This window comes from Mycolicibacterium xanthum, from assembly GCF_019710635.1.
Taxonomy (GTDB): domain Bacteria; phylum Actinomycetota; class Actinomycetes; order Mycobacteriales; family Mycobacteriaceae; genus Mycobacterium; species Mycobacterium xanthum.
Map to the genome: position 1 here is coordinate 1 of NZ_JAIFZS010000086.1, position 3,491 is coordinate 3,491.

Below are 3,491 nucleotides of genomic sequence, written 5' to 3' on the forward strand. Positions count from 1 at the left end.
GGCTGCTGGATCGACGCAGCGGCCTGCCGCCGCGAGGTCTTCCGATGGCTGGCCCGCTACAACACCAAACGACGCCACTCCCGCTGCGCCCATTCCAGCCCCGCGACCTACGAAAGGACCCTGACAACCGCTACGCTGCCCGAAGCCGCGTAACCACAAATCCCGTGTCCACTACATCGGGGCACGGCCCAACGCCGATGACGCCGACATCCTCATCCACCGCGACGCGCAACACCACTACCGCCCCACACACTATCGCTGAACTGGTTAAATACACTACCCTTCTGCTATCCGCCGAAATATAGCGTATAACAAGCAAATGACTGAACTTGCCTCGGCGTCCTATGACCGCCAAAGCAAAGGGGGGTTGACTTTCGTAATCGGCTTGAATCTTTGCCTGGCAGGGATCTATACCAATTTCGGCTTTCATGTAGGCGGGCGCCCGGCCACTGGAGTTCTGGTGATAGCCGGTGCTATGTTCCTGGTCCCACACATGGTCCCACACATGCGCAGCCTCTTTTGGCTTGGCTGGCTAGTGTTCTTCCTTACCGTCTCGCTCGTGGCAGGGGGAAGCGGGGCGGTGTTATTCGAAAAGCGCCTGACCTCATGGCTTCAGATAATCGTGGCTCTAGGCTGCGCACACATCGTGCTCTGCGCCATAGTCTATCCGAAAACGGTGCGAAAGACGCTCTTCCTGTGGTTGATGTTCATCGTAGTCGGCATGATTCTGGAGACGATTTTCTCGCCGATCCGGGAATTGAGCGATGCGTTCAGGCATGTGGTTTTCCTAAAGGAGCTTCTCTACGTTGACGACGTGCGCGACCTGAACATCTACGGGTTCGTGCGGCCGAAACTGTTCACGGCGGAGCCTTCGCACGTAGCCTCGGGGTTTGTAATCTTCGGAGCAGGATGGTATGTCCTGTCATCATTGCGCAGGCGCTTTATCTTGATGCTGATATGCACGATCCTCGCCATATTGTTCTTGGGTAGCCCGTTCGTACTGTTGGCGCTTCCGCTCGCATGGTTCCTCGATCGCATGGCATCCGGGCATGCCGTCTTCGGCCTCGTCGCGGCGGGCGTTCCGTTGCTTGGGATCGTCGCGCTCATACTGATGCGGTTCTCGACCAGGTTCGCGGATATTCTGAGCGGGAAGGATACAAGTTTTTTCGTCCGGTTCCTGGGGCCTTACGAAGTCGCGCTCAAAAGCATCGAGCAATACCCGCTATTCGGAGTCGGGATAGGTGCGAAGCCCGCGCTGGACAGGCACATAGATATCGTCTATTCGTCTTTTGGATCCTCGTGGGTGGATGATCACCGCCTCTACCTTTTGAACAATGCCTTCGCCAACTCGCTCTCGTTCTTCGGGCTGGCGGGCGCGGCGATATTCTTCTTCCTCATCGCGCGTTGGGCGAAGGGTTTCGGCATCAGGGCGCTCGTGTCGCTTTTAGTGATACTGCTGCTTTTCCAGCTCGACGGGGGGCTGGAGACCCTCAGAATGTGGGGTTCTATAGCAGTGGTCTTGGGCTGCTATGCGATGGCGAGGGAAAACAATGTCAGAGAAACAGAAGAAGCACCGCCGGGAGTTCCGTGAGGGCGCTGCGGGGCTCGTGCCGTGCGCAAGGCGGGGAAGCCGATCGCCCTGGTCGCAGGCGATCTGGATGTTAATACTGCAGCTGGTGCGCCCAGTGATATGCACACCGCCGAAACCGAACTCGACACGGCAATCGCCGCGCACCAGGCGATACCCGCCCGGTTACCCCTGGCTCAGCTTCACCCCGGTCAGCAGGTCCTCGACATCGAGACCAAACTGATCCACCACGCCATCCGCATCGCCGCGTTCAACACCGCGCAATCGCTGGCGCGTGCGATCCTCACCACCACCGACTACACCCGCGGCGACGACGAGGCCCACTGGGCTGCTCCGCGTTTTTTGGACTGCGGGTTTCGCGGGTTTTATGCCGCGGGCTGTGAATTCATGTATTCGATGCGGACTTCGTGCGGCGTGCGGTAGCCCAGGCCGGAGTGAAGTCTGCGTCGATTGTAGAACAGTTCGATATAGCGGGCAATATCGGCTTTCGCTTTCTTACTGGTTGGGTACACCATGTGGTGCACCCGTTCATTCTTCAGGCTCGCGAAAAAGGATTCCGCGAGCGCATTGTCCCAACAAATACCAGTCCTCCCCAGTGAGGCCCGCATATCAAGCTCGCCGATAGTCTTCGCGTATTCGGTCGAGGTGTATTGCGTTCCGCGGTCGGTGTGCATGATGCATCCCGGCTCCAGGACGTGGTTACGGGCGGCCATCTCCAGGGCGTCGGTGACCAGTTCGGTGCGCATGTGATCGGCCATCGCGTAGCCGATCACTTCTTTGTTGAGGCAGTCGATCACGGTGGCCAGATACAGCCAGCCGGCCCAGGTGCGGATGTAGGTGATGTCACCGACGAGTTACACCCCGGGGCGCTGCGCGGTGAAATCACGGGCCACCAGATCCGGTGTCGAGCTGGCCGCCTTGCCGGCGATGGTGGTCCGTTTGTACGGTTTGGGCTGCACAGCAACGAGATTCAACTCGCGCATCAGTGTGCGCACCAGTTCCGAGCCGACGTGTTCGCCGCCGCGGACCAGTTCGGCGTGGATGCGGCGATACCCGTAGACGGCGCCGAAAAAGTCGAACAGCGCCGTGATCTTGCACTTGAGTTCCTCCCGGCGGCGCGCCGCCGCGCTGGCCGGGCGTTCCAGGTCGGGTAGCCGGAGGGAGTCACACCCTCCGGCTCCCACAGATCCGTACGTGAACCTCTCGATTCATACGGCTCTTGTCACCTTGATCACCAAACGGCGGGGACAGCGGTAGTCCAGGCCCAGTCCCGACTCGGGCCAAGTTAGCGCGCATTGAGGCTGCCGAGCCTGGCCAGGATTTCGGCGATGTCGGTGGGTAGGGGGTCGGCGGCGGTCAGGGTCTGTGTGCCGGCTTGGATTTGCACGGTGCGGTAGCGGCGTAGGGTCCGGACGAATTGTCGGATGCTCCAGCCGGTTCGGTGCTCGATCCAGTGCGTCAGTGCCATGGCGGCGAACACGATCGTCAGGTGGGCTTCGATGGATTGGCGTTTGTGGTGGTAGATCGGGCGGGCCTGCAGGTCGTGCTTGGACATGCGGAAGCTCTTCTCGATGCGCCACAGGTGGTGGTAGGCACCGATGACGAACTCGGGGGTCTGGTCGGTGAGGTTGGTGGTGTAGCCCTTCCAGCCGGCCAGGGCGCGCGCCTTGGCTTCCAGGTCGCGGTCGATCGACTTGGTCTCGCCGGTCAAGGTGAATCGCCCTGGTTCTGCTCCTGACCTTGGAAACGAGGATGCAGGTATGCCGAAGGAACAGTCTGCTGGAAAGCCCACGACACGTCGCTACAGCCCCGAGGAGAAGGCCGCCGCGGTCCGGATGGTGCGAGCCCTGCGCGCCGAGCTGGGCACCACGCAGGGCACCGTGCAGCGGGTGGCCACCCAGCT

The 3,491-nt window shown here is 60.7% G+C and carries 4 protein-coding genes and 3 pseudogenes; 4 read left to right on the forward strand and 3 right to left on the reverse strand.

Going from position 1 to position 3,491, the window contains the following annotated elements; genetic code table 11:
• The 3 genes and pseudogenes from JDV09_RS27035 to JDV09_RS24910 form a co-directional block, all read left to right on the forward strand.
• A pseudogene (locus JDV09_RS27035) lies at positions 1-153 on the forward strand (IS3-like element ISTesp3 family transposase); the annotation flags it as partial.
• 166 nt (positions 154-319) lie between these two features.
• Positions 320-1,591, forward strand: coding sequence for an O-antigen ligase family protein (locus JDV09_RS24905; protein WP_221371823.1), 1,272 nt, complete (start codon positions 320-322; stop codon positions 1,589-1,591).
• Between the two features lie 21 nt (positions 1,592-1,612).
• Positions 1,613-2,011 (forward strand): hypothetical protein, encoded by a 399-nt coding sequence (locus tag JDV09_RS24910; protein WP_221371824.1) that lies wholly within the window; start codon positions 1,613-1,615, stop codon positions 2,009-2,011.
• On the opposite strand, the gene JDV09_RS24915 is transcribed toward JDV09_RS24910, so the two are convergent.
• From JDV09_RS24915 to JDV09_RS24925, 3 genes and pseudogenes are all read right to left on the reverse strand, one after another.
• Positions 1,954-2,430: an IS3 family transposase gene (locus JDV09_RS24915; RefSeq protein WP_221371826.1), complete on the reverse strand. Its 477-nt coding sequence runs from the start codon at positions 2,428-2,430 to the stop codon at positions 1,954-1,956. The two genes, JDV09_RS24910 and JDV09_RS24915, sit on opposite strands and share 58 nt — an antisense overlap.
• 12 nt (positions 2,431-2,442) lie before the next feature.
• The gene (locus tag JDV09_RS24920; protein WP_221371825.1) at positions 2,443-2,772 is read right to left on the reverse strand and encodes an IS3 family transposase; all 330 of its coding nucleotides are present in this window, start codon (positions 2,770-2,772) and stop codon (positions 2,443-2,445) included.
• A gap of 101 nt (positions 2,773-2,873) precedes the next feature.
• A pseudogene (locus JDV09_RS24925) lies at positions 2,874-3,299 on the reverse strand (IS1634 family transposase); the annotation flags it as partial.
• Positions 3,300-3,348: 49 nt separating this feature from the next.
• Here JDV09_RS24925 and JDV09_RS24930 point away from each other — a divergent pair.
• A pseudogene (locus tag JDV09_RS24930) lies at positions 3,349-3,491 on the forward strand (IS3 family transposase); the annotation flags it as partial.

Coding starts and splice junctions, on each gene's coding strand:
- JDV09_RS24905 (WP_221371823.1), top strand. CDS start 320: ATGACTGAACTTGCCTCGGCGTCCTATGACCGCCAAAGCAAAGGGGGG.